Consider the following 25742-nt stretch of genomic DNA (forward strand, 5'->3'; position numbering starts at 1 on the left):
GTTCCCCTACCAGTTCGATGGGTCGGCGTAATGTGTCACGGTATCCCACGTGCTTTGCGCAAAGCTGGCGAACGCTCCTCCTATTGTGTTGAAGGCACTCTCCACTTCGCTCGCCGCATAGCCCGCGCCCTGCAGAACGGTATTGACCGCATCGGGCGCAAGGTTGAAGACGTCGCTCAAGGCACGGGCGGTCGCCTCGGCCCCGTAGCCGACCCCGCGCAGCGCGGAGGCCACGGCCTGGGAAGAAGCGCCATAGGCCGTGGACAGCGCGCTGGCGACCTGGTCGGCGCCATAACCCAGGCCATTGAGCACGGTTGCAGCCGCGTTACCCGTGAGGTCGAAGACCGATTTGAGCGCACTGGCGATCTGATCGGCAGCATAGCCGGCCGCCTGCAGGGCCTTGGCCACCTCCTGGTCGGTCGCCTGGTACGCTGTAGTCAGTGCGCCCGCGACATCGCTGGCTGCGGCACCGAAGGTGCTCCTCAGAGCATTCGCAACTTCATCCAGCGCGTACGTCGACCCTCTTAGCAAGTAACCGATTTCATCAAGCGTCTTGCCGAAAGCATTCTTCAGCACATTGACTACGTACTCGGCGCCTTGAACGGCAGGCAGGATCGCATTGCTGTAGACCGCCTGCGCCCATCTGCCGGCATCGCCAAGCAGGCCGGCGAACAGCTGCTGTACATTGTTCAGTACCCAGTGCTCGATTGCCGCGAGTACGTCACTGAGCCCGCTGATGTCGATGTCAAGGTCGAATGGGCCGATGGTGCAGGTGAGCCCCTCGAAGTCGAAACCACCCGCAGCGCTGAACACCAGGTTGCTGGTGGAGGTGGACAGCCCCAGTGTAGTGTCGATCTGCGCGGTCAGGTTGATATGGCCCAGGCTCAGGCCGGCAATCGTCGGCAGTGGAATGTCGAAGTTGGGGCCGTAGGCGAACTGGCCGCTGAAGTTGTGGAAGTCCTTTAACACGCAGGCCATCGTGCCGGAAATGATGGCGCCGTAGTCGAGTGAGAAACGGATGCCGTTCTTGTCGATGGTGGCGTCGATACTGTCATGGAAACCGAGAAACGCGAGGCGGGCATCGAGCTTGAAGTAGGGCGAGTTCGACGTGCTGATCTGCAACTGTGCGCCACCGGGCGCTACCAATTGCTTACTGGTCGCCTGGTCGATAGCCTGTTTGGCTGCTGCTGACCTTGGAATGGTATTGTTGGCAATCGGGTTACCGCTGGCATCGACCTTGATGCTAACGCCGCTGCCATCGCCGCTGAGGGAAAACACCGGGCCAAAGGAGAAGGGTGCAAGTTCGGCCTTGCCTTGCACGCCGTTATTCAGGTCTATCGACAGGTCGGCGTAGAAGCCGAGCCCAAACAGATCCATCGCGGCGCTGAACCCGTACCCCATCGGCGCGAGGCTGCCATCCGGCAGGGTGACAGGCTCCATCGGGTTTTCCGCCCAATGCAATGACAGGTCGCTGAACTGGACCGGTACATCGATGTTGCAGGCCTGGTCGGTGAACAGGGTGATGACCTGCATGAGGCTCAACTGTGGCACGTAGAAGGCAAGATACAACGGATTGGGCACCTCACCCTGCAATGCGCACACCACCGCGAAGGTGTCGTCATCAAGCTGCACCACCTGGTTGCCTTCACCGATATGGAACTTGCCCTGGACACCCAGCGCAAAGCCAGGCGGCTCGAAGAACAGCCCCATGCCGACGCCGAACTGATCGAAATGCAGCCCCTTTATACCTGGCGGTGTGAGTAGGGTATGGTCGTTGCCATCTAGAGTCACGCCGATTTCCGCCTCGACGTTGTCGATAGTCATCGCGGCGATTGCGTTGAAGGTCGGGCTGTTGAACAGCGAGAACGGCATAATGGCCTTGATCTCGAATACCACGAACTTGAACAGGGGGAGGAGCGACAGCATTACCGTGGGTTTGTCCAGTTCGATCGTGCTGCTGCCCCCAATCGGAATGGACAGGTTATCGAACAGGCACTGCAGTTGCGTGCTGCCCACGGCAAGACCGGGCTCCAGGTCGACAACCACGGTGAAACGGAGGGTTGGCGAAGGCAGGATGGCCAACACATGGTCTAGCACGCCGCTGTCAAACGTAATGTCACTGAGCGTGAGCTGGCCACCGAGCTGAATGCGCTGGTTGGCCTGCGAGCAAAAGAACTTCGAGAGGATGATATCCGGCAGGCCAGAAGGCCAATCGATGCCCATGTATTGAAGCAGCGTCGACAAGCTGTAGCGCTGTTGGTCGGGAGGCAGGTTGCGTGTGGCCGGGGTGCGCGCCAGGGCAACCATCACCAGCATGTAGGAGATGTAGGAGCAGGTGCTATAGTCGGCGCTGTTCCTGAAGAAGGCATCGACGTCCTGGGCGCTGCTCTTGCCACCTTTGATCAACACGTTGAATTGCTGCACGAGCGGGTGGGTTGGGCTGTCCTGCATCAGTTTTACGAAGTTCTGCGTGGTGGCGATGACATCGAGGTCCGCCTGGTTCACCTCGAAGGTCTGCGGGGCCGTGCCCAGGGTGAACACACGCTTGACCGGCGTGTTCTGGCTGTCATAGAGGATGTAGGTGGAAATGGGACCGTGGATCGGCGTAAAGGCAGTAACGTTTGCCGCGCCCACACTGCCTAGGCTGGTCAGGGTGCCAAAATAGTTGGCGAGGCTCGTGTCATTGGTGTTGTCGACAAACGCATCGTAGACCGAGACCGGTCCGGCGAGCTTGTTGTCGATGGTGATCTGCGGGTAACTGGCCATGGACGATCTCCGCGAAACAGGGGCTGGTGTGCCCACCGCCGTTCAGGCGGCGGGCCTGATCGAAGCAGTGCTCAAACGGCGGCTTCGACCTCTATACCGATTTCCTGCTCGTACGCTTCGATACTTTCGGCTTCGGCAAGCGGTTCGTACTCGGCATTGATCTCTTGCCATTCGCTGGCACTTGTCTGGGCTTCGGCCAACGCTTGCGAGGCGTTTTTCAACTCTTGCACGGCAGCGGCATGTTGTTCGGCGTCGAGGGTGCCGATCAGCGTCTCCACCCGCTGCTGGGCTGTACTGATCTCAGTCAGTGCCTGTTGCAGATTGGCCTGGCCGGTGGCGCTCTGCGCATCGATGACCGCTTGTTGCAGTTGCTCGAAGGCGTTCTCGAACTCCGTTGTGGGAGTCAGCAGGCCGTCATTCATCTGCGAGGCGATCCACTCGTTGACCTGCGCACTCTTGGCCAAAGCCTCGTTCAAGGTCTGCGCTTGTTGCTTGCCTGCGGATTGACCGATCTGAGCGATCTGTGAAGTCAGTTTCCCCAGGATCAGGTCATCGGTGACCTGCTCGAAATTATCGACCTTGAGAATGCCGCAGACCTTGTTCTGGATGGCCTCGATCAGCGCTTCCTGCGTGGCTGTGCCGAGCGTCAGATCGATTTGGGCTTTTTGTACCATCGCCTCGTTGGCAAGCAGCGCCAAGTGTTTGGGCAAAATACCTTCCGGCAGTTCCGGCGTGTCGGTGACCGGGTTGCCCCGATGGACGAATTCATTGGTATTGCTGCTGTCGTAAACCTTATCGCCGACTTGGGGAGGGACGCCACGCAGTACGGTCTTGTCGTAGCAGAGCTTACCGTCCTCGTTGACGCTCCAGTGATCAGCGGGGTTCTGGGTGGAGTAGCGCTGGTCGGAGAAACCGAACGTGCGTTGCGATTTGTAGGTGGCGAAAGTGCCGTTGTTGCCGCTCATGCTGGTGCGACCAAGTTCCAGGCGAATGCGGGAGAACTGCTGAGTGACGCTGTCGTACTGGTAGTAGGAGGCATTGGCGTCAGTGGGCTGGGTGAACCAGGAAATGATCATACGCGTATCCTTTTGCGTTTGGGGGAACAGGCCGCAACCGCTCAGGCGGTTGCGGTATACGGGTCAGAGAGCGTCGGGGATTTCTTCGGTTTCCGGCGTGGTGTCTTCTTCGTTGAAACCCGAGTCGTTTTCCTCGTTGTTCATGTTTTCTTCGTACTGGTCCTGGGCCTCGTTGAGAGCGTCGGCCTGGCGGGTGGCTTCTTCAATGGCATCGGATGATTGCTGCAGCGCATCGACCTCCGACTTCTGCATTTGCTGAGCGCTCTGCTCGATGGTGGCCTGCATCGAGGTGGACGCTTTTGCCATGGTTGCGCTGGCATCCGTGAGGTTGCCCTGTTCGATCTGCTGCTGTGCCGTCTCGAATGACTGCTGCGCACTCGAGTAGGCGTTTTCGAAGTCCTGCGTCGGCGTCATGCCGTCTTCCAGCTGTTGATTAATCTCTTCGTTGAACGTCTGAGTTTCGTTCTCGATGGTCTGGGTGAGCACATCCTTCTGCTGGACCTGCGAAGTTTGTGCATAGCCATCAGCCACTCCCGCGCTGTCCTGGCTGATGATCTCGGCGCTATCATTGAAGGTCTCGGCATTGTCGCTGGCCGTGGTCTTCTCGATTTCTTGCACCTTATCCTGGTAGTCCGACTCGCTCTTGGCATCGGATTTGGCTTGCTCTTCCTGGCTCTGCTGGCCTTTCAGGCGTTTCTCGGCGATCTCGTACAGCATGACCAGACCCACGATCAGGCCCACCACCTGGCAGATGGTGCCGAAGGTCTGGCTGGAGGAGCCTGCCGCCGGTTTTTGTCCTGCGCTCTTGCTTGGCAGAGGGATCAGGGTCTGCGTCGAAACCACCTTTCTGCCGGCTACAGTACCGGTAAGCGTAGGGCCAGCGATGTAGCTCGTGGTTGGGGTGTTGTCGACCATGGTGGTCTGGATCACATTCATCCACACTGGCGTCAGCGACAGGCTCACATCCTGGCCGGGGTTCTGGTCGGTCAGCGTACCGTCACCGGCCATTACCGCACTGGAGGTCTGTTTCGGGCTAAGTGGCTGCAGGTTGCCGCTACTGTCCTGGGTGCACAGGGTCAGCGTTGCCGCGTTGCTGCTGGTACTTGAGGCGATGTTGAGCGTTCCCACAAGCGCCGGTACATAGCCCTGCGGCAATGGGTTTGGCGCGGCTTCGTACAGGTAGTAGGGGCCTTGCCAGCCTGAGGTGAACATGGAAAGCCAGGTCATGACGGCGTTCCATGAACTCAAGGTGCAGTTCTTGAAGTTCAGGGTGCCGGCGAAAAAGGTATTAATCGCGTTAGCATCGCCACTTTTCAACGCGATGTTGAGGTTCTTGGTCAGTGCTGAATCAGGGTTGGCCATTGCGTACTTGTGGAACAGAAACGACTGGATCATCGACTGCCGGTCGCTCTCGCCCACGGTGTAGCTCAGTGGCGGGGGATTGCCGAAAGTGAACTGAGTGCCGGACATGAATTTGAGCGGGAACTGGTAGTAGTACCAGCTTTGCAGTTCATCGATCGGACCGGTGTACATCGCCTCCAGTTGCGCGACCTGTCGAATGGTCGTCACGGTCCCGGTCGCGCCCGCGGCGATGGTGCCGAGCTTGGTGTAGACATAAGGCGCGCTCAGGCCGCTGGCGGCGGGGTTGAACACATCGTAGATGTCGATGGGAACCTTGAGCTGGTTGGTGATCTGTACCGGGATGCCGGAGAAATCACTGGACTGGCTGCTATTGGCGGTTGTTGCGACTTGGATGTTCATGATGGCTTCCTTGATTCCATGGGAAGTGAAACCCTGTCTGGGTAATTTGCAGCCAGGGACGAGCGGGTACGAATACAGCGCGATGTCTCCGGGGCAACACGTCACCTGCCGACGGTCAGTCAGCATCGTTGCTTGCGTTGTGATGAACGAGTAATGGACTTAGAAGCGCACTTCGCCGAACGGCGGCGCGTTGATCAGTTGCGAGCCGATAATGTCGGATGAAACGTGGAGGCAAGCGGCTGCGATGGGTGAGGGTGGCACGCTGGCGGCAGACATTGCCAAGCCCGTTGCGTGACGTGATCGACTCGAGAGCTTGGTCATTTTTCCTTCCCTGGGTGAAGAGCAACCAAACTGAAATGAACACTTCAATGTGTTCACGGTGTTTCACAGATATTTTTACCGAGGTTCTACATGACGGGTGGCAATAAGCCAGCAATCAGACGTTAGCCGGACCTGCCCTGGCTTTCCATGACAAGCGACGAACGGAGAATGTCCTTTGCCTGGAAGTTCTCGTTCCCCGTGTCTTGACACATTGCTGGTCATGACCTCGACGGAATCTGCAAGAGCCGATAGGTGAGGGGATGAGCATGACGTTGTCTGGCGTCTTCATATATAACTCAACTAAATGAATATTTAGTTGAGTTATAATTAATGATCATCAAAAAAACGGGCAGGGCACCTTTACCCATCAATCATGTGAAGTTTTCGCCCAGCTCGCATACCCTGGCAAAACCTTCAAAGGAATGAGACACCTTCATGCGTGGATTCACCGTCTTACCGCTGTTGTTTGCCCCCATGATCGCCTGGGGCGACTGCACGCAGCACCTGCAAACCTGGGCCCACCACCTGCATCCAACCTTGAAGCTCGCCAGCGAGTTTGCGGTCTGCAAGGTCAATCCTGCAGACGCCAGCCAGGTCCTGGCAGCCTTGCCCGTGATGATGAACGTCGATGAGTACGGGCAAGGCGATTATGGCCTGGATGTCCTGGTGGCCGAAGCTGTCAGCGGCAAGATCATTGCTCGCAGTTACCAGGAGGCAGCGATCGTCTCCGACGCGGTGCAGTTTTCAGGCCTGACGCTGGACACGGCGCGTTATCAGGTTGCGCCTGGGCAGCGGGCATTTGGCGTGCGCATTCGTCATACAGGCTCGTCGCGGGTCAATCCGTTCAGCAGCGAGACACTGAGTCTCTACGTGAACGACGGCTCGCAGTTGCGCCGGGTCATGGGAGGCCTGGTTGTAAGCAAGGGCAACGGTGAATGGGATGGTTCCTGCGCCGGTGAGTTCGGCGAGACAAAACGCACGCTAGCGATTGGCAAACCTGGCAAGGATGGCTTCAACAGGCTGCGGGTGACCGAGATATCGACTGGGAGTCGGAGCGTGCTCAAAGGCGAGGATGACTGTCAGGAAATCGAGAGCAGTACGTCGACGAAGACGTTCGATCTGGATTATGACGGTGGTCGGTATAGGGTACCGGAAGAACTGACGTTCCAGTGAGCTGGATTGGCATCAGGGCTTTGATGGAGGCTGAGATCTGGCCTCCCACTGGGCGTGGTGCTCAATGCGAATATACGCATAATGTATATTATGTTAAATCGCGTATTGTGGAAGGTGACCTTCTGGGTCGATCACCTGTGGTTTGCGTCTGCCAGATCACGCTCGAGCTGCCGGCGCCATCTCGACAACTGCACAGCGTCCTTTCGTGCGTACCTTCTGCACCAGTCGTGCTCTGTTGATGAACATATCGATCTGACAACTGCCTGAGTGCTACAACTCTTCCCAGGTCACGAATTAGCTTCGCGCAGTTATGCGCTCTGATTGCTGGATTGCCGGCTTGGGTAAGGCCATGCGAAGGCTTTCACGATACTGCTCCGCCGGCGCTTCATGGGTTACCTCGACAACAGCATCGTAATTTTCCCGGATGATCCTCTCGATCTCTGCAATCTCAGCTCGGAAGAACTCTTTCCGCCCGTTGACCTTGTTAAGCCGGCCAGATGCGAAATGCTCGTGGAGTTTCGCTTCCAATGCTGGAGCGTTGTTCGAGAAAACCATTGCATGCACGTCGAACCAAAACGGTACTGACGCGTCACCCAGCTCATCAACTCGATCCATAGGCTCTAGCCGGCGAGTCATGCCGATCTTGTAAATCCCTTCCCCGAATGCCCCCAGGTTAGAGATCACATACACATACCCAGCTTTGGCATTCTGCTCACGGTAATCAATGAGCTTTTCTTCGCTTTCGAGCTCGGCTCGCCCTGCCTCAACCTCGGCCAACTTCACCAGCAGCGCTGAGCGCTCCTCATCAGATTGCACTTGCTCAAGGCGAGCCTGAAGGTCACGCATTGCGGTCGTGAAGTGTTTCCGCTCCTTGGCAATTTTCTCCCGGGCCGCGCGAATTTCCTGCTCGAGCTTCTGCTGCTCTCGAAGTTCTTCACGAGCGCGTTTGGCCTCTTCCTTTTCCTCTTGCTTCTTGATTTGGAATTCATGAGCAAGGTGCAGTTCATCGAGCTTGAGATCGAGATAGATTCCAGATATCTCTACGCTCATGATCTTGCCTAGTCGATTGCAAGCTTCAAAGGATTTGAGGATTCGCTTTTCACCTAGCTCGACATTGTCAAACTTCACGTTAGACACGCAGGCATCGGTTTCGTTGTTGAATGAACGAACCACCAATTTGATCATGTCGTTTACGAGCTTACGACCTTGGGTTTGGCTGTTGTTCACCGTCCAGTTCGTGTTGCCGGTGGCTGCCTGCCCATTCTTGATCAGGACTTTTTGACGATCACGAATATGATCCAACCGAGCCTTGTACTCCTGGCTGGTTGTCAGCTTGAACTTAGGCTCATAGAGGGCAAAGCTTTCGAGGAGCAACGTCTCTTCCCATACGAGTATCTGCCCCTGCAGATCAGTGGAGCGCTGTGCAAGTGCAGCCAACTCCCTCTCTGAACGCTGGGTTTCCTCGCGTACAACTGCCAGCCTCGCTTGCTCTTGTTCAATCTGTTTCTGGACATCCACTACATCCATGGCGCCAATTTTCGTAACGAGCTCTTGCAGTTGCGAATGCTGTAACAGAAGCTCCGCAAGTTGTGCTTCTAGAGCTTCAGCACGCTGTCGGTGAGCCGGGCCTTTCAGATAGTCACTAAACGACATGGGTTCCTTCCTCGTTTTGAGTCGAATGCATAGACTGAAGAAGCACGAGGTAGGTATCGCAACGCCCTACAACGATTTGTCGTGCAAAGCCCTAATGGCACTGGCTCACTGCACCTCTTCTCTGCCGAGAATGAGCGTAACCGGAGTGAAATCATAAAGCCATCACGAAGTCTGCGGTGTCCGATGCTTCACTCTGTCTGGGGAAAAAGCTATTTGCATTCACACCGTGAACGGACCGGGCGCCGTGAGCGGCGCATGTCTGCTTGAGAGCGGCGCGGTCGGTGGGAGCCGGCTTGCCTCAGCACAGTTGCCTGTTCAACTGCATGGTCTATCGAATGGCCCGCCACAACACGGAACAGCGGGTCTTGACCGCCCTCCTCTCCTGCTTCGCCGAAATGCCCGACGCCGGTGGTTGTGAGCTTGCCTATCGAGCATGTCGAGCTCATCTTATGGACGATGTCGAGTGGTTGCGAAAATCCTAGGCTGGCTAAGGTGCGGCTGGAAATACCTTTTCCCTCTCTTACGATGCGTTCGATAGCCAAACATCACATCGCCCACAGATTCCGGGTGCGGGGCATCGCATCGTCCCGTGGATCCGGGCCACCTGACCTGTGCCAGAGCCCTTCCCTCTCATCCCTCTCCAAGCAGCGCTTGGATGAGTCATGGCTTTTCGCTATTGTACCTGAGCTAATGCGCTGGAGTAGGCCTGCAGAGCCAAATGACGTCCCTAGAAACCCCGAAACTCAGCACGTACCACAAAGGCGATCTCTTTGAGCAGAAGGTGTTCGAGTACCTCAGCCGTGAGCTTGAGGCCGGTAACCTCTTCTTCGCTCCTCAGTTCACCACTATCCAACGAAAACCGAAGTACTTCTCTCGAGAGCGAGAGGACTACATTGTGTTCGATATCTCCATCGAGGTGACGCGTCCAGGATTTGATACCCCTTCGATGATCATGCTGGTCGAGTGCAAGAACTACGGCAGCACCATACCGATCAATGACGTCGAGGAGTTCAGCTCCAAGATTGGTCAGGTCACCGGCCATAATGCCAAAGGCATGTTTGTCACCGCGAGCGCATTCCAGGCTAGTGCCCTGAATTTCGCCAGGAACAAAGGCATGGCGGTAGTTCGTCACCTCGATGAGGGAAATTTCACCTGGGAACTCTCGCGCTCCCTTCTCATGGGCGCTGTGAGCGCATCTGAACGCAGGAGCACTGAAATCCTGAATGCACTCATTGCTCCCTCGTTCCAGCCTGCAATCTACACTACCTACGCCGCCACTCCTCAGGGTTATACGAATTCATTGGCAGGTGTTTTCCAAAATCTTTTTTCTGAGCTTGGAAAGGATACCGCGGGCTATCAGCAGCTAATTCAGCGTCAACCTGCGACTAGGCAAAGGGTCGCGTTCCTCTCCTTACAGCAGATTGAGCAAAGGGCAACAGAGGTGCTACAGCGCACTGGCTACACCAGCGGTCATGTCGATCTGGAAAAAATAATTGACCATGAGCGCACGAGTAGTGGGCTAGAGGTGATCTTCAGCGGGCCATCGAGATCGGCCTTGGGCGGTATCTCATTCGCCCCTCCGGAGATCCAGATCTTCACAGACAACAAGGATGCGCCTCTCGCCCGGTTCACCTTGGCTCACGAGTTAGGCCATTACTATCTGGGTCACGGTGCATATCTGAAGCGTGAGCAGCTGCATGCGAGCGATATGGAGAAGCACGATAGCGTCCGAATACCTAGAACCGACGTGGAGCGACTGGAGTGGCAGGCCAATGCATTTGCTTCGTTCCTGTTGATGCCAACCATGAGGCTGCTCGAACGACTCGCGTTACTCGCAGTGATCTACAACATCCAAAACCGAGGACACGGTCTCCTCTACCTCGACCACCAACCTGGGAATTACCGAAGCTTCCGACTGGTTTCAGACAATCTGAGCCATCACTTCCACGTATCAAAAACAGCCATTCGTCTTCGCTTGAGCCGTTTGGGGCTATTGGTTGACGCCCGAACATCAAACAGGCCACCTCTCGGCCTCCCGCAAATTGCTAGCCAAAGCCAAGAGTGGTAGTCTCCGCACCACGGTACTCGGTAGGTGCCGGCAGTCCACGCCAGCGAAGCTTTAGCACTATCGTGACAGTTGAAACACCGAACCTGACCATCATCAGGTTGCCTCGTAGTGGACACCAGGCCAGCCCTTTGCAGAGCTGAAAAATGCAAATTGCCTACAGCCACATCAAGCAAGTCAAACGCCTCGCCAAAGAGCTCAAGCAAGCTCACCCCACGCTCAAGTTAAGTCAGCGCCAAGACATCGCAGCAGTCCAGGTACTGGGCGTCAGGAACTACCACGAAGCCGCTCGCAGGTATGACCAATGGCTCATGCTCCATGTGCACATCTCACCTGACCGTAATGGTGCGAGCAAATGTACATTCTGTGACTTTACCTTTGCAGCTGATCTCAAAGAAGATCGCGATGCTCACCGTGAAGTACACGAGAAGCTGCATGAAGCAGGTGAAGCTCTAGGCTATTTCCCGGCCAACTTCTTGCAGCGTGAAAAAATGAAGTCTGAGGGTAGGAAGCAAGCGCTCTCAAACGAAAGCCTGGAGACCCGCATCGAAGGTGTCTTGTTGGCGCTGCGTGGGTGGTTCGATCGCTCCCTAAACAATGCGATCTCTGGCGAGTACTGGCGCAGGCATCCATCGTTCGAGCTCTACGTGTCCATGATTCTGGACACCCTGAGCCATCTGTACGCAGACCTCCTACCGGAGTTAAAGGCCAGGTATGGATACCGCCCGGGCGAAATCAGCCCAGGTAAAAGCGACTGGTATCCGAAGTCCCGTTAAGCCCCTGAACTGGCCTCACCGTGATGGTGGGGCCTGCTTCCATCAGCGTAACTCAATGCATTTTGCGCCGCGCCTAACGTTCAGAAACGTCAGTAACCCCGCTCATCCATGTCGTTTTGAACCTGTTTGCGATCGCGATTGAAAGCTGCATACGGAATCGCGTGCGACGACAACCGAGGTGGATAGGCATAAGCCTCGCACTTTCACTCAGGATGGACAGAGAGATGTCACTTCGCTACCTTCAGCTCTCCGATAGGCACACTTCAAGGATCGAAATGAACGTCACAACCGTGGAATGCGAAAGCTGGGCTGACTTCAAGATCAGGATTATTAGTGATCTTTTTCCAGCAAGCAGCTTCCAAAAGGGCCGATTTCTTTTTCGAGGTCAAGGCGGTGAGTCCTGGAAACTGGCTTCCACATTTGACCGCTGGTATGCAGATAACGAAGGTCTACCCGCCAATAAGGTTGCTGTGGCTAACAGCATCCTGGAGGGATTCATACGTGAGTGTGAGCAGGAAGACCTGCCTCCAAACGTCCGAAATGACCGGATGATGATGCTGAGCTTAGGACAGCATCACGGGTTGCCCACTCGATTACTGGACTGGAGCGAAAGCCCCTACGTAGCTGCGTTCTTTGCGTTTAGCGGGCACATCCGACACGGTAATCGAATAGAGTCCAATGTGGCTATTTGGGTACTGGACTCAACACACTATATCTGGAATGACGATTCAGGTTGTTCGATCGTTAATGTCCCAAGTTTCGGTAACGAACGCATCCGAAACCAGCACGGGAAATTTACATACCTGCAGAACCACGCTCGTTCAATCGAAGACTACGTCGCGCAGCGTGAGGGTAATGAATCTGCCCTAAGAAAATACCTTGTACCAGTTGATGAAACTGGCTCTGCAATGGCTGATCTTGATGCTATGGGCCTCAGTCATTCAAGGATCTACCCTGGATTAGCTGGCAATGCCAAATCCTCGGAGGTCAGGGCAATTCTGGCTATGCGTGCAGAAAATCGCTAGAGCGGGCTTCAACCACACGGGGGGGAGCTCAAATGCACCCCGCCCGGCTAGATTTAGTGCTTGCAGAAACTAAACTCGACAGCAACTTTCGCCGCTGAAAGCTACGCGTCCTTGCGGCTTATCTAGTTTTTTGTGGGCGCGGGGCCTGTGGCCCCCTACTATGCTCTTTTGAAGGGCGTTGGCCCTGGCACTATCTCCGACTTGAATGGAAGTCGGCTCCTCGGAATCGGATTCGAAGGCGACACGGGTACCGAGCGCCCCGAAGCGGCCACCGCATTCCTACTCAGCTCTCCGTCCCACCATCAACCCATGATTCACATCTTGGGCCAGCGCCTTGGCCATGCCACTGAGGTAATGCACCGCCGTCAGCAGCGTAGGCAGATGATCCGTCTCCGCCATGGCCAGATCACTGATCTTGTGCACTGCACACATCAGCACGGTTGCCTGCTCAACCGCATGGTCCATCGAATGGCCCGCCACAACACGGAACAGCGGGTCTTGACCGCCCTCCTCTCCAGCCTCGCCAAAATGCCCGACGCCAGTGGTTGCGAGTTTCCTGATGCGCGGGGTCTGCAATTCCTTATCCATACCACTCCTCCTGCGGCCCCGCGAACGGCGCGGGGCCTGATCGGTGAACATCAATTGTGAGCCCGGGCTCGGCAGGTCAATGACGGGATTGCACGCGACTCAGCGCCACTTCCACCAGGGTGCGGGCGCTGTCGATTTCGTGCATGGCGGCGAGGGTCAAAACCTGGCCTGGGGGTTTGGCGTGCAGCAAGACGGTCTGCTGGCTGACGGTCAGGGCGCAGACGAGGTATTCGGAGATCTGGACCAGGAGGTCTTCGAGGGTGTGGGTGGTGTACTTGTCGTGTAGCGGTGGGTCAGGAACGATCTTTAGCATGGTTACACTCCTTCATCGGGATTGAACCGCCAAGATCCTGCTGTCAAACAGAATGGTGGCAGCGGTACGTGGGTTGACAGACCGAGGATGAAGGAACCCGGCGCACACGAGGTGCCCCACGTACAGCCGCCATAAGCGACAACGTGCAATCCTTCTATCAGCAACGGCCTGTCAAAGCCGTGTCGCGGGTTTGGTAGCGACTTGGCGAGACTAGATGGCTGATAGGGCTGCTGCAATGGGCTGTATGGTGGTGGGAGTATGTTTCGGAAATGGACTACAGAGAAGAGGGAAAATCCGATCCTGTGTAGATTATGGTCTCCCTCACCTGCTCCACGACGACACCGAGCTTTTCGAACAAGCTGACGATGGACCGGATATACGTTGCAGCGCTTTCACCGGTCAGGTATATGTCAGGTAAAATCCCCTTCAAACGTGGCATTGCGCCATGAATTTTTAAAGCGCGCAACCTAAGTCATACATGTAATACCAGATCAAAAGGACGACCTAATGCAGATTTGTTTTATATGGGTAAAAAAATTTAAGAATTTAGAAAATTTTGGTATCTGCCTTTCTAATGATTTCGACTTCAAATTTGATAGCTCAAGAAATTTCCTCCAGCGCGTAGAGAAAAGCCCAATACCCAATTTATTTGGCGACACCATAACAAGCATCACTGGAGTGCTAGGTATAAACGGTGCAGGAAAAACGAATTCGCTAGAATTGATATGCCGCGTTCTGACCAGTAGAGAAAAACTCGGGCATGAATACTTGATGGTCTTCAGCGTTAATGGGGCTTTCTTTTGTTCTAGCAATTTAAAGCAACCCATTACTGCCAACTTCGAAATCAGCAGATCGACAGATATAGATAGCAACAAGGAGATGTACGCAGTATTCTTTTCTAATGTTTTCGATAAAAACTATATTGATTTTGGCGATGGGGTTGCCGATGTTTCTGTGAACAATAAAAATAACCCTAGAACTCTTGCCAGGTTACGAGACTCAATAGAGTCAGACTTCATCAATGATGTTGAATTTTTTCATTCAAGAGAATTTAAAAAGCTTGAGCTACAAGCGCCGCCGAGGGTTGAAATAAAAATTGAAAAATTTATCACCCGACACAACCAAACCTCCAGGCAAGGACCCGTAGTGCCAATTCTAAATTATTTAGCGGAAACCCGAAAGAAAAATAGGGGCAGGGGAAAACTTTACTTAGTGAGACAAACCATCCAGATGGGTTTTCTAAAGGTCTTGCTTGAAAGGGATGTACCAGATGAGCGTCTCATCGCTCACATGCTAAGTATTTTAGATGGCAATCCGCACCAAGAGCTCGAAGAACTTATTGGAGAGCTACGAGAGTGCTATTCTTCCGACAACGATGTGATCCCGTGGAATTCTAACTTTCTATTATACGAAACCCTGACAATTCTATTTAAACTAGAAAGCTTTCTTGATGAGATGAAATTCGAAATCGACGACACCATCAAAGGGCAAAAGTTTATATTTTCAATTGACTTTGAGCCGAGCGAGTCGTTCTGGTACAGACATTTGGCATGCATAATTCAATCTCTTAGATTTGGCTCAATTAGCTGGTCGGGAGTTAGTTCGGGTCAGAAAGCATATCTAAATCTATTTAGCTCGATATGGAATGGTGTGGATCGCTATAGATACACAACCAATAGAAAGCAATCAACCTTGATATGCATTGATGAGGGCGATCTCTACCTACATCCAGAATGGCAGCTGGAGTTTGTAGAAAGACTCATAAAGTGCCTACCTGAACTTTCCGAAGGAACTGTGCAAATAGTTTTCACAACGCACTCCCCGATTCTAATAAGTGATCTGCCTAACCAATGCGTGGTCATTTTAAATCATGAATACGATAGTTGTATTGGGGGTGGCGACCAGATTGCAAGTAGACACAAAACATTTGCGGCCAACCTTTACGATATTTACCAATATTCATTCGGGCTGAACCAGAAAAGAAGCGGGAATCTGTCCTCTGGTTATTTGAGAGAAATATTTAAACTTCTCGACAAAAAAAATTTAAGCCAACAGGATGCCGAAAGCCTCAGACTTGCACTGTCTGTGGTTGATGATGACGTCATTAAATTTCACATTCGCAAGCGGGTCGAAGCGCAATGATAAGCATTAATAGTCATTTGTCGACCAAGTACGCCGATGTACCCCAGCTTCTTGATGATATTGTCGAGGAAATGTGGAACGACTTGAATCCTGCCAATAGATTCAAGCAACCGATCAAACACGCCCTCACATCAAAAGCCCGAAGATTGAGGGCGTTAGTTTCAAGTCAGAAGCACGTGAATCTGGTTGGCGGCGATGCCGCTGCCAGACAATTGAAGTATGTTGAACTACTAGAGGACCCAGCTTATCTCAAGCATATCATTACCGCAAAACCTAGCCAGCTAAAATCAATAATAGCGACAGCCCAAAGTATCTTACGCGAGGAAGATCTATTTGTAATACTCAAAGGCAATACCAAGTCACAACCGTTTGGAGACCTCCTACTAAAAAGAGTATTTAATTATACGTCTTATCGGGGCAGCGATCATTGCTACAGACGCTATCAAAAGTTACTTTTTGAGCAGGCAACCTGTCCGTATTGTAACGATGAATCGGCAAAGATCATAAAAGTCGCAAAGGCTGCGCCAAAAAGCAGAATCATGATGCTTTATGATATTGATCACTTTTATCCGAAGCACGCTTTCCCTTACCTGGCGCTATCATTCTATAATCACATCCCTTCTTGCAAAACATGCAATCAGATATTTAAGGAGGGTAAAATCTTTGACATTGACACTCACATACACCCCTATCAGCGGTGTTTTGATTCTATCTATAGATTCGAACTGAACCACTCAGTGCTTAACAATGAGCCTATTGATAAGGTCAAGCTCATTAATGTGAGTACATTCCCTGACCAACTGGCTGGAATTTTAGGCCTAGAAGAGCGCTACACTGGTGGCACTAAGCTTGCGCGCACAGCAGATCTCATTGATATTCTCAGCAAGAGGACCCACTTACTTGCTAATCCTGCATGCGCTCCCGATGAGTTTAAAGCATTATTAGATTTAATTAACGCTTTTGGCGTAATAAAGAAAAAAGAAGAAATTTTATCTTTGCCGTACGGGAAATACAATAGAGACATTGTAAAAATGTTTGATATAAACAATGTATTAAACATTCACTAGTATCGGTGGTTTTTGTTCGAAAGGATTCCAGAGACGCCGCTGCAGCCCGCCAATGGTGGGCGCAGTGGCAAGCTCCATCCGCGCTAGTATCGTCGTCGCATAGACGTACCTGCGCTGTGTGGCTAAATGGGTAGCAGCGGTACGTGGGTTGACAGACCGAGGATATCGGAACTCGGCGCACTGAAGTGCCCCACGCACAGCCGCCATAGAGCGTTGCACATGATCCGTATATCAGGGGACGGTCTGTCAAAACCGTGTCGTCGATTTTGCGGCGACTTGGCGAGACTAGATGGCTGATGGGGCTGCTGCAATGGCTGAAAGGCGGCGGGAGTATGTTTCGGAAATGGACTACAGAGAAGAGGGAAGTCCGATTCAGAGCACATAAAAAGTGTTCTCTTGTCGACAACATAGGGCTGGTTGCGCCCCTGGATGTTCCCGGGCGGTACCACGGGTCAATTTTCCGCCTCGGGCGCCCGAAATGCTTTGCTGTAATAGCCGGACGAGTCGAAACAGCAAACCTGCTTCTTGCCGGTCGCAAGCATCTCGCAGGCATCACCTATTCGCTTTTCACGCGTCTTGAGTTGCTTCGCTGAGGTAATCCAGTGGATCCAGTCCACCCGCGCGAGGGTCGTCGTACTGTTCCAAACCTTTCTAGCCTCAGGCATGGTTGCCAGGGCTTCCTCGAAATCCGCTGGGATGTCAGGCTCGGGCTCCTTCTTCACAGGGACTAATTCGAGAGTAACGATATCGCCGACGGCCACACCTGCCGCGTCGAGTAACTCGCTACCGACCTTCAGCCAATGGCTCAGCTGACCATCGGGCTCCAGGGTTGCCCGGAAAGGATGCCCATTGATCGTGCCGTCAACGGACGTCCTTCCCCGCCTCGGAAGCCGTTCGCTCGCGTCCCTTGGAAGAACAGCAAACGCCCACGACCTGTCATCACCGGGCTTTAACGGACGAAGAAGCTTTACTTCGAATCGGGACCTCGCATCGTCTGTTGTCATTGCAAGTTCTCCCACCGAGCGTCTAGTTAACCATCACCTCGTCCAGCGCCTGCTCCAGAGTGCTGACCGTACGCTCGATATTGTGCAGCTTTTCCAGCCCGAACAGGCCGATGCGGAAGGTCTGGAAGTCAGCCGGCTCGTCGCATTGCAACGGCACGCCGGCGGCAATCTGCAGGCCGTGGCTGGCAAACTTCTTACCACTCTTGATATCGGCATCATCGGTGTAGCTCACCACCACGCCAGGGGCCTGAAAGCCCGCTGCGGCCACGCTCTTGATCCCTTTGCGGGTCATCATTGCGCGCACCCGGTCACCCAGGGCCTGTTGTTCGTCACAGACCTTGTCGAAACCGTAGGCTTGCGTCTCTTTCATCACTTCGTTGAACCGCGCGAGGGCATCGCTGGGCATGGTCGCATGGTAGGCGTGGCCGCCCTGCTCATAGGCCTGCATGATCTGAAGCCACTTCTTCAAGTCGCAGGCGAAGCTGGTGCTTTGCGTCGATTCGATGCGCTCGAGGGCCAAGGCACTGAGCATCACCAGGGCGCAGCAAGGTGAGGCGCTCCAGCCTTTCTGCGGTGCGCTGATCAGCAGGTCGACCGCGCATTTGTGCATATCAACCCAGATCGCGCCTGAGGCGATGCAGTCCAGCACGAATAGGCCACCCACCGCATGCACAGCGTCGCCCACGGCCCTCAGGTATTCATCGGGCAGGATGATCCCTGATGACGTTTCAACGTGGGGGGCGAAGACAATCTGCGGCCTCTGCGCCTCGATGGCGGCCAGCACTTCGTCCAGAGGGGCCGGGGCGTAGGCAGCCTGGCGCCCCGCTTCAACCGGCCGGGCTTTCAGCACCGTTGTGGCCGCCGGAATGTTGCCCATCTCAAGGATCTGGCTCCAGCGATAACTGAACCAGCCGTTGCGTATCACCAGGCATTGCTGGCCGGTGGCAAACTGCCGTGCCACTGCTTCCATACCGAAGGTGCCACTGCCCGGAACCACCGCAACCGCTTGGGCGTTGTAGACCTGTTTCAGGGTGGTTGAAATGTTCTTCATCACACCTTGAAACGACTGGGACATGTGGTTGAGCGAGCGGTCCGTGTAGACCACCGAGTACTCGACCAGCCCTTCGGGATCGATACCGGGATAGATCTTCGACATGGTGCGGTTCCTTTGGCAGAGAGGTCCATGGCATCGACCCTGCCCTAAGCTATTGCAAATGACAAGATGCATCAGGCACTTCGCAATCGACAGTCTTGCCCCACCATCAAATTGGCATTGACCTATCAGCCCAAGCGCAAGATCGCGAGACTGGTAACCAGGACCTCGAGCAGATCGTTGCAACTCATCGGCTTGTACATCAGGAACCCTTGGCCCACATCCACACCCAGCCGTTGCAGATGCAGCCGCTGCTTCTCTGTTTCGATGCCTTCGGCTATCAGTTCGAAGCCCATCGTTTGCGCCAGACCTACCAGCGCTTCAACAACCCGTGTCTCCCGCAGGCTGTTCACGTGGGCAACGAATCCTGCGTCGAGCTTGACCTGGGCAAACGGAATGCGCGCCAACCGCGCAAGTGTCGAGTGGCCCGTACCAAAGTCATCCAGCGCCAGCCCTACTCCGCTCTTCACCAGTTGGCTGATGTTCTCGATGCTGTTGAGGTTCAGCGCCAATGGGTCACGCTCGGTCACTTCGAGCATGACCTGGCTGCAAGGTACGCCGGCCTGCTCGATATGCCGGAGGATTCGGCTGGCGAAACCTTCTTCGTCCAACTGGCTGGGCTCGATGTTGTAGGAAAACACCAGCCACTCCCCCGAAGCGCTCAATTGCAGGTGCTTTTGCAGTTTCAACCCCTGCTGCAACAGGCAGTCCAGCAGTCGGGCATGGCGTTGCGGCGTATCAATCAGGTCGAGAAAAGCCTGCGGCCCCAACACCCCCTTTTGTGGATGCCGCCAGCGGGCAAGCACTTCGATACCGCAGATGCGCCCACTCCTCAAACAGACCTGTGGCTGATAGAAAGCCACGATTTGCTGCTGATCCAGAGCCTGGTCAATATCCAACGCCTCTCTCCAATCGTTCATCACTTCCCGCGATGAACGTGGCAGGCTACCGAGATTATGGCGCCTCACCGTTCGCTTGACCGTCAACGCCTTGAACAGCAATCCATCGATTTGCGCTGCCGCCAACGCATCGTAGCTGCCCACGAAATATTTGCCCGCCTGCACACGAAAATGGTTGAGCCCCCAGCGGATGGGGGCTGCCAACGCCTCACATTCGATCACCGAGAAAAAGCCGCTGTGCTCGCACAACCGACGCAAATAACCAATGCCTCCTCGCGCAGGCAAGCTGTCGCACACCACCAGGTCCGGTCCCTCCTGTCCACAGAGAGGCTCAGACCAGTCGCTTTCGTGGGTGACCACCTGCAGCCGAACGAAATCCAGCCGTGCGAACAGCGCGGTGAACCGCTCGACCCTGTAGGCATTCGCGCACAGCAAAAGCACGCTCAATGTCGGCATGGCCTGCAACTCCTGATAAAAAGCCGCGCATCGGCTTACTTGTAGGTGACAGTGAACGCCGCGCGCGCATTGGCCGAACCCGGTTCCGGGCCCAGCGACGAATCGGACGTCTGGATATAACGAGCCTTGAGCTCGATGTTCATGTTGCCGCTGCTCAGCCGCGAAATGGCCACTGCCTGCCCCAGCGGCAATGGAGTGACCCCGTCCTTGCGCAGTACCTGTACCGCGACCCCTTTTGCAGTCGACTCCGGCGTTAGGCCCAACAGACCACGCCCGGCATCAACGATGGTCGAGCCTTTGGCGCCATCGAGACGGAGCCAGGCATTGGCATTCTGATAGTAGTTCCAGCCTTGGTTGGCGGGGTAACTGCCCGGCGTGCAGTTGGTGAGCGGAATCAGTACATCGTTGCTTTGCGTATAACTATCCTTGCCCTTGAATACGTTGCGCCCGATCGTGCCCATGGGTACTTCGATATAGGCTTGGGCATTCCCCTCGATGGAGCACTCGGAGCGCACGACCGTACCCACCAGGAAGATGCTGTGCTTTCTACGATACGACCAGTAGCTAATCGTAGAGTAAGGGTTTTCTATCTTCGAGCTTCCAGCGGGAATCGCTTGACTTATTTTCACCAGGGTGAATTTTGCCGTGGCGCTAGTATGTTGCGTTACCCAGCCCGTCAGACGTGTCTTGTAAGGAACATAGGGCGGCGACCCACTGCTCACATTATATTTCTTCAACGGCTCCGAACTGACCACCAGACCCACTCCGGGCACATTGGTCTTGACGATGGTCGCAGTGGAAATTCCACTCTCCATCGATGGTAATTGAATACCGTTTACCACTGGGAAGTTATCGCTGAAGCGCACATCCCATTCATCACTGGCGCCGCAGTTCCAGGGATTGTCGGGGCGGTACACATAACTCATGTTGGCCGTGCCTATGACCGACCCCACGGGGGCATCACGTGGCACATACTGTGTACCCATGTTGAAGGTTAAATAAACCTCTTCACCACCACCCGTGCAATACGAAAAAGCGGTCCCGCTGTGCAACAGCGCCATCGAGGCGAAGCCCAATGCCAGCCTATTCATCTGTCACCTCGCGTTGCATATCGACATCGCCGACAGAATAAGGCAGCCGAGTTTTGAATTATCCAGGACGCATCTTGTTAGCCACCAAGAACGTTCCCGGACTGCAACACGCCTTATCCAGATCACTGGCTAAGCGACTGTCAGGCTATAATCGCTTCCAACGCATACAAGCCGATTAACCAGAGACTAACCTGACATGAGCATTACCGTGCTGATCGTGGACGATCACCCGATCTTCTCCAGTGCCATCAGCGCCTTTCTGGAACAGACCGGATACAACGTTGTGGGCGAGTGCACCGACGGCATCGAGGCCCTGGCGAGTTTGCGCCGGCTAAGCCCGGATTACCTCATCCTGGATATTGGCCTCGACGGTCTGGATGGCCTCTCGGTGTTGCAACGCATCCACGCCGAAAACCTGCCGGTAAAGACACTGGTGTTCACCTCGCAGATGGCTGCCACCTACGCCTCACGCTGCATGCAAGCGGGTGCCAGTGGTTTCATCAACAAGAGCGCAACGCTGGACGACCTGTTGCGCGGCCTGAAGACGATCCAGGACGGCTACCTGTACTTCCCCAAGGACGTGCTCTCGCACTACATGGACTTCAACCCACAGAGCGACAACGGCACGCAGAGCCTGACCAACAAGGAAATGCTGATCCTGCAGTTGCTGGCCCAGGGCTTGAGCAACATGGAGATCGCCGAGCGGCTGCACCTCAGCCACAAGACCATCAGCGGCCACAAGGTCAACATCCTGCGCAAGCTGGGGGTACGCACCACCATCGAACTGGCCGATATCGCCAGAGACATGAACCTGATCTGAACACTGCCCCGTGAATACCCTGCGCGCCCTCCTCGCTTCGCTCCTGCTGCTGGCTGCCTTGCCATCGCTCGCCCAGGAACTGGCCCTTTCCTCCCGTGGCCAGGCCTTGAGCTTCTCTGCCCCGGTCAGCGAACCCGATCGTGCGTGGCTGGCGCAGAAACAGGTGGTCACCGTGGCCATCTCCAGCCCCGACTACCCGCCACTCACCATCATCACTGAGCACCAGCAGCTCGAAGGCATCCTCGCGGAAAACCTGCTCGCGCTGCAGGATGCACTGGGCATCCGCTTTCGGGTCGTGGTCTACGACAGCCGGGACAGTGCCTTCGCCGCTCTGGTGGCTCGCCAGGTCGACCTGGTGGACGCGGCCACGGCGCCCGAGGCCCAGCGCTACAAGGTGGCGTTCACCGCCCCCTATGCCTATACCCGCATCGCCCTGTATTCACCCACTGGGAGCTTGCTGGATATCGACCTGCGCAATGCGTCAGCTGAGATCTCTTCGACCGCCGATGGGTTCATCGATGCGCAAACGTTCCAGCTGTTCCGCACGGCCACGGTGAAGAACTACCCTACCCCGTACGAGGCCATCGCTGCGGTGCTCAAGGGCAAGGCCCAGGCGTACCTGGGTGACACCGTCAGTACCCTGTACCTGCTGAACCAGAGCTTCAACAACCTCCTGGTCACCAACACCAGCGTCAACGCCATCGAAACCGGTATCGGCTTCGCCTACACCGCCGACAACCGCAGGCTCGCAGCCATTCTCGACCAGCAGTTGCACTCCCACAGCCGTTGCCAGGTCATCAATCAGGTCAACTGGTGGGTGGCAGCGCTCAAGTGCCGTGAAGATGAACAGGTCAGCACGCTCGACGCCCAGGAAGAAGCATTGCTTAACCGCCGCGAGCCGATCAGGATAGCCGCCAGCGAAGACCTCGCGCCCTATGCTCTGTTCGACAGCCAGGGGCAGTTCGGCGGCACCATGTCCGACATCCTGGAGTTGGTGCGGATCAACTCCGGGCTGCGTTTCGAGGTGGTGCGCACCCGCTCGATCCACCAGACGCTGCAATTGCTGGACAGCGGCCAAGCAGACCTGGGGATCATCTCCCAGACAGCGTCGCGAGAGCGCAAGTACCTGTTCACCCGGCCGATCATCAACACACCGTATGCGTTGATCACCCGCACCGAGGCACCGGAGCAGCCGTATCTGGCTCCCGGTTCGACCCTCAGCATTGCCCTGCCCGAATCCGATGCGCTGATCGACTACCTGCGCGAACAGTTCCCGTCGATTGCCTTGAAGCTGACCGACAACGTTCCCGACGCGTTGAAAAGTGTCAGCAACGCAGACAGCGATTTCACGCTGCTCTCGGCCAACCAGGCTCGCTACTACCTGTCATACAAATATGAAGGGCAATTGAAAGTTGCCGATATGCTGACTCGTGTCTATGCACGGGTCGGCCTTGCGAGCACGGCGGACAATCCGGCGCTGATCTCGCTGCTGCAAAAGTCTCTGCAACGCATCTCACCCAACGAAGTCGCCACCATTTCCGGCCGCTGGCGCGCCAACGCGGCCACCGACAATCTTTACTGGACGGGCCTCAGCCTGCGGGTCTACCAGGTGCTCAGCGGGCTGTTCGTGCTGCTGCTGATCACCTGTGTGTGGATCGTCTACCTGCGCAAGCTGATCTTCAGGAAAGCCACGGTACGCAAGGCGCTGCAAGCCAGGCTTGGCCTTATCCAGAACATTGTCGACAGCATTCCGCACCCCATCTATGTACGCGACCTTCAAGGTGCGCTGCTGCTGTTCAACACCGCCTACGCCGACAGTTTCCGTCCTTTGGCCAGCCTGGAAAGCAGCGGCGCGCAGCTCGACGCCATGCTCAATCCGACGCAACTGGCGCAGTGGCGCCTGGATTATGCCCGCGTGGCCAATACCGGCCAGCCCTGCGCGAGTGACCAGCAGCTGGCCCTACCCGGCAAGATGCTCGACATCTACCACTGGATACAACCCTTGCGCGAAGACGGGCAACAGATCTTCGGGCTGGTCTGCGGTTGGCTGGATATCGGTGATCGACTGCGCATACTGGGTGAGCTGCACGAGGCCAAGGACGCCGCCGACCAGGCCAACAGCAGCAAAACAATCTTCCTGGCGACCATGAGCCATGAAATACGTACGCCCATGAACGCAATCATCGGCATGCTCGAGCTTGTGCTGCAACGCAATGACATGGCAGGAAGATCGGTGCAGCAAGTTCAGGTGGCACACGATGTCGCGTTAAGCCTGCTGGAGTTGCTGGGCGGCATCCTCGACATCTCCAGCATCGAGTCGGGCGAGACCCGGCTGCACCTTGCGCCCTGGACCATGAGGCAGGTGGTCGACGGCGTCTTGCAGATTTTCAGCCACCAGGCTCATCGCAAGGGCCTGGACCTGGACGTTACCTACGAAGGGCATGTTGATACAGCGGTGCACCTTGACCGGCTGAAGGTCAAGCAAGTGCTGTCGAACCTGATAAGCAATGCGATCAAGTTCACCGAACAGGGCAGCGTCACCTTGCAAGTCGTTGGTCAGTCTTCGCAAGCAGGCCTGCTGGCATTCACCCTCCGCGTGCAGGACACCGGGCCCGGTATCGCTGAACAGGAACTACCGACGCTGTTCGTGCCCTTCTCTCGCGGAACCGTATCGCGCAACAGCGGCGCTGCTATCGGGCTGTCGATTGCACGCTCGCTAGCCCGCATCATGGGTGGCGACCTGGTATTGGACCCTGCATCCGGCAACGGCACCAGCATGACCTTCACGCTGCCGGCCGAACCTGCGCCCGCCTGTACCACCTCCATGCCTGACGCGCTCGACGGGCCTGCCGCAACGGGTCGCGGCCCATTGAAGATACTGATCGTCGAGGACCATCTGCCAAGCCTGGTGCTGCTCAAAGAGCAGCTCGAGCTGCTCGGCCATCAGCCGACCTTGGCCCACGATGGACTCGAAGCACTGATGTGCTGGGAACAGCATGCCTTCGACCTGATCATTACTGACTGCAACATGCCCGAGCTGGATGGCCTCGGGCTGACGGAGGAGATCCGTCGCCTTGAGCGTTTGCAACGTGTACGGCCAGTCACCATTATCGGCACTACCGCCAGTGCCCGTGCCCAGGATCATGCGGCCGCCCTGGCCGCTGGCATGGACGCCTGCCTGCTCAAGCCCCTGAGTCTCGTGGTGCTGGCGCGGCATGCGCCGGCCTTCGCCCAGCAAGCACCGAGCGGCAGCGAACCTGCCGACCTGTGCGTGCCGTTGCTCGCAGGACTGCCGGAAGCGAAACGCCGACCGTTGCTGCGCAACCTGATACTGACCAACCAGCAGGATCTTTCTGCCCTGGACGACGCCCTCGGCTGCCAGGACCATGCTGCGCTGGCGAGCCTGGCGCATCGGTTCAAGACCGCTGCGCAGTTGATGCAGTCCGACGCCTTGCTGAAGCATTGTGAAGCTCTGGAGAAAGCTATCGAGGCTGGCGCCACAAAGCCTTCGCTGACAGCGCAATGCCAGGCTATCGCAACCTTGGTGAACGACCTGAACGCTGCGCTGGCGGCCAGCCTCGACGCAACATGAG

At 55.6% G+C, this 25742-nt stretch carries 18 protein-coding genes; 8 read left to right on the forward strand and 10 right to left on the reverse strand.

The window, feature by feature from the left end; genetic code table 11:
- Nucleotides 1–6: 6 nt before the first annotated feature.
- From LU671_RS16105 to LU671_RS16115, 3 genes are all read right to left on the reverse strand, one after another.
- Entirely contained in the window at nt 7–2766 is a 2760-nt protein-coding gene (locus LU671_RS16105) for a hypothetical protein (protein WP_232856221.1), read from the reverse strand.
- Between the two features lie 71 nt (nt 2767–2837).
- On the reverse strand, nt 2838–3842 hold the full coding sequence (locus tag LU671_RS16110) for a hypothetical protein (protein ID WP_232856222.1): 1005 nt from the start codon (nt 3840–3842) through the stop codon (nt 2838–2840).
- A 63-nt stretch (nt 3843–3905) separates the two neighbouring features.
- Nucleotides 3906–5603, reverse strand: a complete 1698-nt coding sequence (locus LU671_RS16115) for a hypothetical protein (RefSeq protein WP_232856223.1) — start codon at nt 5601–5603, stop codon at nt 3906–3908.
- Nucleotides 5604–6359: 756 nt separating this feature from the next.
- Between LU671_RS16115 and LU671_RS16120 the strand changes: the two genes are divergently transcribed.
- Nucleotides 6360–7097 carry a hypothetical protein gene (locus LU671_RS16120; protein WP_232856224.1) on the forward strand — a complete coding sequence of 246 codons (738 nt, stop codon included), beginning with the start codon at nt 6360–6362 and terminating at the stop codon, nt 7095–7097.
- Between the two features lie 294 nt (nt 7098–7391).
- On the opposite strand, the gene LU671_RS16125 is transcribed toward LU671_RS16120, so the two are convergent.
- Nucleotides 7392–8750 carry a DUF4041 domain-containing protein gene (locus LU671_RS16125; RefSeq protein WP_232856225.1) on the reverse strand — a complete coding sequence of 453 codons (1359 nt, stop codon included), beginning with the start codon at nt 8748–8750 and terminating at the stop codon, nt 7392–7394.
- A gap of 718 nt (nt 8751–9468) precedes the next feature.
- On the opposite strand from LU671_RS16125, the gene LU671_RS16130 reads away from it, so the two are divergent.
- From LU671_RS16130 to LU671_RS16140, 3 genes are all read left to right on the forward strand, one after another.
- Nucleotides 9469–10818 (forward strand): ImmA/IrrE family metallo-endopeptidase, encoded by a 1350-nt coding sequence (locus LU671_RS16130; RefSeq protein WP_232856226.1) that lies wholly within the window; start codon nt 9469–9471, stop codon nt 10816–10818.
- 143 nt (nt 10819–10961) lie between these two features.
- Complete coding sequence (locus LU671_RS16135; protein WP_232856227.1) at nt 10962–11591, forward strand: hypothetical protein; 630 nt, start codon at nt 10962–10964, stop codon at nt 11589–11591.
- Nucleotides 11592–11866: 275 nt separating this feature from the next.
- Entirely contained in the window at nt 11867–12616 is a 750-nt protein-coding gene (locus LU671_RS16140; RefSeq protein WP_232856228.1) for an FRG domain-containing protein, read from the forward strand.
- Nucleotides 12617–12895: 279 nt separating this feature from the next.
- Here LU671_RS16140 and LU671_RS16145 read toward each other — a convergent pair whose 3' ends face one another.
- Both LU671_RS16145 and LU671_RS16150 read right to left on the reverse strand, forming a co-directional pair.
- The gene (locus LU671_RS16145; RefSeq protein ID WP_232856229.1) at nt 12896–13204 is read right to left on the reverse strand and encodes a DUF3077 domain-containing protein; all 309 of its coding nucleotides are present in this window, start codon (nt 13202–13204) and stop codon (nt 12896–12898) included.
- A gap of 76 nt (nt 13205–13280) precedes the next feature.
- Nucleotides 13281–13517 carry a hypothetical protein gene (locus tag LU671_RS16150; protein ID WP_028688843.1) on the reverse strand — a complete coding sequence of 79 codons (237 nt, stop codon included), beginning with the start codon at nt 13515–13517 and terminating at the stop codon, nt 13281–13283.
- A gap of 507 nt (nt 13518–14024) precedes the next feature.
- Between LU671_RS16150 and LU671_RS16155 the strand changes: the two genes are divergently transcribed.
- Nucleotides 14025–15659, forward strand: a complete 1635-nt coding sequence (locus tag LU671_RS16155) for an AAA family ATPase (RefSeq protein ID WP_232856230.1) — start codon at nt 14025–14027, stop codon at nt 15657–15659.
- Nucleotides 15656–16726, forward strand: a complete 1071-nt coding sequence (locus LU671_RS16160) for a hypothetical protein (protein ID WP_232856231.1) — start codon at nt 15656–15658, stop codon at nt 16724–16726. The genes LU671_RS16155 and LU671_RS16160 overlap by 4 nt, the downstream gene beginning before the upstream one ends.
- 452 nt (nt 16727–17178) lie before the next feature.
- On the opposite strand, the gene LU671_RS16165 is transcribed toward LU671_RS16160, so the two are convergent.
- The 4 genes from LU671_RS16165 to LU671_RS16180 form a co-directional block, all read right to left on the reverse strand.
- Nucleotides 17179–17730: a YdeI/OmpD-associated family protein gene (locus LU671_RS16165; RefSeq protein ID WP_232856232.1), complete on the reverse strand. Its 552-nt coding sequence runs from the start codon at nt 17728–17730 to the stop codon at nt 17179–17181.
- Nucleotides 17731–17752: 22 nt separating this feature from the next.
- Nucleotides 17753–18886, reverse strand: a complete 1134-nt coding sequence (locus tag LU671_RS16170; RefSeq protein WP_110737107.1) for an aminotransferase class V-fold PLP-dependent enzyme — start codon at nt 18884–18886, stop codon at nt 17753–17755.
- A 125-nt stretch (nt 18887–19011) separates the two neighbouring features.
- Complete coding sequence (locus LU671_RS16175) at nt 19012–20238, reverse strand: EAL domain-containing response regulator (protein WP_110737109.1); 1227 nt, start codon at nt 20236–20238, stop codon at nt 19012–19014.
- Nucleotides 20239–20273: 35 nt separating this feature from the next.
- On the reverse strand, nt 20274–21329 hold the full coding sequence (locus tag LU671_RS16180; RefSeq protein ID WP_110737111.1) for a fimbrial protein: 1056 nt from the start codon (nt 21327–21329) through the stop codon (nt 20274–20276).
- Between the two features lie 196 nt (nt 21330–21525).
- Here LU671_RS16180 and LU671_RS16185 point away from each other — a divergent pair, with 196 nt between their 5' ends.
- Both LU671_RS16185 and LU671_RS16190 read left to right on the forward strand, forming a co-directional pair.
- A complete protein-coding gene (locus tag LU671_RS16185) occupies nt 21526–22149 on the forward strand; it encodes a response regulator transcription factor (protein ID WP_110737113.1) in 624 nt (207 codons plus the stop codon).
- A 10-nt stretch (nt 22150–22159) separates the two neighbouring features.
- Nucleotides 22160–25741, forward strand: coding sequence for a transporter substrate-binding domain-containing protein (locus LU671_RS16190; protein WP_232856233.1), 3582 nt, complete (start codon nt 22160–22162; stop codon nt 25739–25741).
- Nucleotide 25742 lies beyond the last annotated feature (1 nt).

Origin of the sequence: Pseudomonas sp. NMI760_13, from assembly GCF_021283245.1 — a bacterium.
Lineage (GTDB): Bacteria > Pseudomonadota > Gammaproteobacteria > Pseudomonadales > Pseudomonadaceae > Aquipseudomonas > Aquipseudomonas peradeniyensis.